This window comes from Micromonospora phytophila, from assembly GCF_023656545.1.
GTDB classification, from domain to species: Bacteria; Actinomycetota; Actinomycetes; order Mycobacteriales; family Micromonosporaceae; genus Micromonospora; species Micromonospora phytophila.
In genome coordinates this window covers 1-4,501 of the sequence record NZ_JAMOKF010000389.1, presented here as the reverse complement: position 1 = coordinate 4,501, position 4,501 = coordinate 1, and the positions used below count along the sequence as shown (strand labels likewise).

Below are 4,501 nucleotides of genomic sequence, written 5' to 3'. Positions count from 1 at the left end.
AGTGGTCCGGTCGCCGGCTGATCCCGCCCGCCGCCGCTGGCTGGCCTGGTCGGCCGGGTGGCGGCGGGTTCGCGCTGGCCTGGCCGTCCAGGTCTTCGCTGATTCGGGATGGCCCGACCGGCCGGGGTGGGCGTCGGTCCGGGCGGCCGAGGGCGCCGCGGACGGAGCGGCCGTCGGCCTCACGTGGTGTCGGGGCCGGTACGTCCCGTCGTCGAGGGGCGGTAGGCGCGGTCCGGATCAGTCGGCTCCCGGCCCGCCCCGGCGGCCTGCCCGCCACGGTCCACCGCAGCCGGCCCGTGCCCGAACGCGGCCTCCTCGCCGGCGTCGTTGCCCGTCACGTCGTCGGTCTGCCCGTCGAGGGTCGACCGGGCGACGGCCCGGTCCAGTTCCTCCAGCGGAGTCCGTTCCTCGTTCCGCCACGCCTTGCTCTTGTCACTCATACCTGTCGCCGTACCCGACCCCGATCTCCGCAAACGAACCCCGCCGCCCGGGCCGCCCCGCGTCGATCATGAGGTTGGCGGGTGTTTCGGAGATCGAGATGGCCGCCAACCTCATGATCGACGGGGTGAGGGGGGTGGGTGGGGTGGGGATGGCCGCCGGCGGGGCCGGCGGCCATCGGAGTTGGTGCCCGGGGAGGGGGGTCAGGGCTGCGGGCGGTCGACCTTGCCGCGCCAGGCGCCGGTCTCCAGACCGCGCCGCTCGATGAACTGCTTGAACCGCTCCAGGTCGCCCTTGGCGCGCCGATCGACGATGCCCAGCTTGTCGGCGGCCTGCTCGACCACACCGTGCGGCTCGAACTCCAGCTGGAGCGTGACCCGGCTGGTGTTCTCGTCGAGCCGGTGGAAGGTGACCACGCCGGCGTGCTGGGTGCCGCCGGTGGAGTGCCAGGCGACCCGCTCGTCGGGAAGCTGCTCGGTGATCTCGGCGTCGAACTCGCGCTTCACCCCGGCGATCTCGACGGTCCAGTGGGTCATCGTGTCGGAGAGCTGCCGGACCTCCTGCACCCCCTCCATGAAGTGGGGGAACTCCTCGAACTGGGTCCACTGGTCGTACGCGGTGCGCACCGGGACGGAAACGTCCACGTGTTCGGTAACGCCACTCATGAGGCATCCTCCTCTGTCCGCCGGCATCGGCCCGGATCGTGCGGTGATCCGGTCACCAGCGGGTCGTCTCGTTCTTGTTGCCGAGCGCCGCCCACACCTCGGAGACCGTCTGGTAGCGGATGCCTTCCGGCAGGGTCCCCAGGTCGGCGATGATGTCGTCGGGCGCGTCGTTGTCCCGCGCGTTGGCGATCAGCGTCTCGCGGTCACCGGGCAGGGCGCTCATCGTGATGAACCGCCCGAGCCGGCTGCGGCGCTCGACATCCTGGGAACTCATTCCCTTGGGCGCGCCGGTCCGCAGTTCACCGGCCGGGGCCGTCGTCGTTTCCGGCTGGTCCTCGCCCGCCGGTTCCGGCACCCGGGACTCCTCGACCCGTGAGCCGCCGGTCCCCGGCCCCTGCAGGAGGCCGCTGACCTCCTGGCTCATCTGCTCGTCGAGCCTCGGCCCGTGCTTGCTGCTGCCACGTTCCATGCCTTGTGCGCTACCCGGTGGCACCGGCGGTAAACCCGGCAAGCCGTCACGAACCGGCCGGCGTCTTGGGGGCCAGGACCGGTTCGTCCGGGTCCGGCTCACCGGCCTGGAGCCGCCGGCCGCGCTGCAACTCGGCGTTGATCTGCACGCCGAGCATCAGCGCCGAATTGGACAGGTAGAGCCAGACCAGGAACGCGATCACCGCGCCGAGGCTGCCGTAGGTGGCGTCGTACGAGCCGAAGTTGGCGACGTACAGGCCGAAGCCGAAGGAGGCGAGCGCCCAGGAGAGCAGGGCGACCGCCCCGCCCGGGGTGAGCCAGCGGAAGCGCGGCTGCCGCACGTTGGGCGCGATCCAGAACAACAGACTCAGCAGCACCATCATGATCATGGCGAGCACCGGCCACTTGGCGACGCTCCACACCGTGCGCGCCAGGCCGCCGGCGTTGATCAGGTCACCCACCGCGTCGGTCACCGGGCCGCTGACGATCAGCCCGGTGGCGACGATCGCGAGCAGGATCAGGGTGACCGCCGCGAGGCCGATCTGCAGCGGGCGCAGCTTCCAGAACGGTCGCCCCTCCTGCACCCCGTAGACGGCGTTGGAGGCCCGGGTGAACGCCCCGATGAAGCCGGAGGCCGACCAGAGCGCGCCGAGCAGACCGAAGCTCAGCAGCACGCTGGCCGAGGTGTTCTGGTCCACCACGCCCCGCACAACGCTCACGAAACCCTCGTTGGCCACCACCGACCCGGCCCCCACGTCCCGGGCCAGGTCCAGGACCAGGTCCACGGTCTGCTCGCCGTTGGAGACCAGCCCGACCAGGGCGACCACCACGATGGTGGACGGAAAGAGCGCCAGCACGCCGTAGTAGGTCAGCGCGGCCGCCCAGTCCGCGCAGTTGTCCTTGACGAAGTTCTGCGCACTGCGGACCAGCACCCCGCGCCACGTCGGCCAGCTCAGTTGCCGTACCCGGCGGGGAATCCGCGGCCGCTGCTCGCCGGCGAGCGCCGCGCCGGACTCCGTCGTCGTCATGGACCGCTCCCTGTGCCCCGGCCGCCGGAATGTCCGGTGCATCCGGCTCGGCCTGGCCCCGCCGGTACCCGGAGCCGAAAATCGACAAACCCGGCCCGCCCGCCCGCACCCCGGTTTGCCGGCCCGGCCCGGGGGAACGGTCAAGCAGAACCCTTGGACGCGGAGGAGGACGAGATGCCCGGGCGCGAGGACATGCCCAGCACGCTGCGGCGCTCCCCGGATAAGGCGCAGCGCACCTGGGAGAAGACGCACGACTCGGCCGTGGAGACCTACGGCGAGGGGGAGCGGTCGCACCGCACCGCCTTCGCGGCGGTCAAGCACGAGTTCGAAAAGGTGGGCGACCACTGGGAGCCCAAGGGCCGCAAGGGCCCGAGCGACCGGCAGGCGGCCGGCGGCGGTCCGGAGCGGCGGGCACCCACGGCGAGCGGCGTGGACGCCAACGCGACGAAGGACCACCTGATGGGGGTGGCGCGCAAGCTCGACGTCCCCGGCCGGTCCAGCATGACCAAGCCCGAACTGGTCAAGGCGATCGAGAAGGCCAACGACCGGGAGACCCGCAAGGCCCGCGGCGACTGACGCCGCATCGGGCGTACGCGACGGAAGGGGCCGTCCCCACCGGGGACGGCCCCTTCCGCGTGGGCTACCAGTGGCCGCCGCCCGGGGCCTCGATGTGCACCGCCTTGGTGGCGGTGAACTCGTCCAGCAGTTCCGGGCCGTACCCGAAGCCCTGGCCGCTGCCGCGGCGCGGATGCGCGGCACCGCCCGGCGCCCCGCCGAAGACCGCGTTGACCTTCACCGTGCCCACCGGCAGCTCCCGCCAGGCGCGCTGTGCGTGGCTCATCGACCCGGTGAGCACCGTCGCGGCCAAGCCGTACGGCGAGTCGGCGGCGCAGCGCAGTGCCTCGGAGAACGAGTCGACCACGACCACCGCGGCCACCGGCCCGAACGTCTCCTCGCGCACCAGCGGCATGTCGTGGCGGCAGTCGGCGACCACGGTCGCCGGGTAGAAGGCCCCCGGCCCGTCGGGCAGCGTCCCACCGGTGCGGATCCGCGCCCCCTCGGCCACCGCGGCGGTGACCTGTCCGTGCACGTGGTCGCGGTGCCGGCGGTCCACCAGCGGGCCCAGTTCGGTCTCCGGGTCGTCGCCCCGGCCGACCCGCAGCCCGTCGGCCCGGGCCACCAGCGCGTCGACGAAGTCCTCGGCCACGTCCCGGTGCACGTAGATCCGCTCCACCGCCACGCAGATCTGCCCCGCGTTGGCGAACGCGCCGACGGCGGCCTGCCCGGCCGCCCAGACCGGGTCGACGTCGCCGTCGACGATCAGCGGGTCGCTGCCGCCGTTCTCCAGCAGCACCTTCGCGCCGGTGCGCGCGGCGGCGGCGGCGATGGCCCGCCCGGTGGCGGTGGACCCGACGTGGGCCACCACGTCCACCTCCTGCGCCGCCAGCGCCGCGCCGACCTCCGCGCCTCCGGTCAGCAGCGACAGCACCCCCGGCGGCAGCGCCTCGTCCAGCGCCCTGGCCAGCAGCCAACCGGTCGCCGGCGTGCGCTCGCTGGGCTTGTAGAGCACCACGTTGCCGGTGACCAGGGCCGCGCCGAGCAGCCCGCACGAGACCGCCACCGGGTCGTTCCACGGGGTGATCGCGGCGACCACGCCCCGCGGCTGCGGGGTCATGAAGTCGATCGCGTTGGTGCCGCCGTGCAGGGTCCGGCCGCCGCGCACCGGGGCGAGTTCCGCGTACTGTCGCAGCGTGCCGATCCCCGCCTCGACGCCGCCGCGCGCGTCCGCGAGGGGCTTGCCCATCTCGGCCGTCGTCGCCCGGGCCAGCTCGTCCGCCGCGGCCGCCACCGCGTCCGCGGCCCGGTGCAGCGCCGCCGCCCGGTCCGCCGGGGACGTCGCCG

The 4,501-nt window shown here is 73.5% G+C and carries 6 protein-coding genes; 1 reads left to right on the top strand and 5 read right to left on the bottom strand.

Annotated elements, in window-relative coordinates:
* Window positions 1–179: 179 nt before the first annotated feature.
* The 4 genes from NCC78_RS27985 to NCC78_RS27970 form a co-directional block, all read right to left on the bottom strand.
* A complete protein-coding gene (locus tag NCC78_RS27985; protein WP_250798249.1) occupies window positions 180–440 on the bottom strand; it encodes a hypothetical protein in 261 nt (86 codons plus the stop codon).
* Between the two features lie 201 nt (window positions 441–641).
* Window positions 642–1,103: an SRPBCC family protein gene (locus tag NCC78_RS27980; protein ID WP_250798247.1), complete on the bottom strand. Its 462-nt coding sequence runs from the start codon at window positions 1,101–1,103 to the stop codon at window positions 642–644.
* Between the two features lie 52 nt (window positions 1,104–1,155).
* Window positions 1,156–1,572, bottom strand: a complete 417-nt coding sequence (locus NCC78_RS27975) for a DUF2795 domain-containing protein (RefSeq protein ID WP_250798245.1) — start codon at window positions 1,570–1,572, stop codon at window positions 1,156–1,158.
* A gap of 46 nt (window positions 1,573–1,618) precedes the next feature.
* Window positions 1,619–2,599 carry a YihY/virulence factor BrkB family protein gene (locus NCC78_RS27970; RefSeq protein ID WP_250798243.1) on the bottom strand — a complete coding sequence of 327 codons (981 nt, stop codon included), beginning with the start codon at window positions 2,597–2,599 and terminating at the stop codon, window positions 1,619–1,621.
* A gap of 174 nt (window positions 2,600–2,773) precedes the next feature.
* Between NCC78_RS27970 and NCC78_RS27965 the strand changes: the two genes are divergently transcribed.
* Window positions 2,774–3,175: a ChaB family protein gene (locus NCC78_RS27965; RefSeq protein ID WP_250798251.1), complete on the top strand. Its 402-nt coding sequence runs from the start codon at window positions 2,774–2,776 to the stop codon at window positions 3,173–3,175.
* 64 nt (window positions 3,176–3,239) lie between these two features.
* Here NCC78_RS27965 and NCC78_RS27960 read toward each other — a convergent pair.
* Window positions 3,240–4,501: aldehyde dehydrogenase family protein (locus NCC78_RS27960; RefSeq protein WP_250798242.1), on the bottom strand; the 1,262-nt coding region annotated here is incomplete at its 5' end.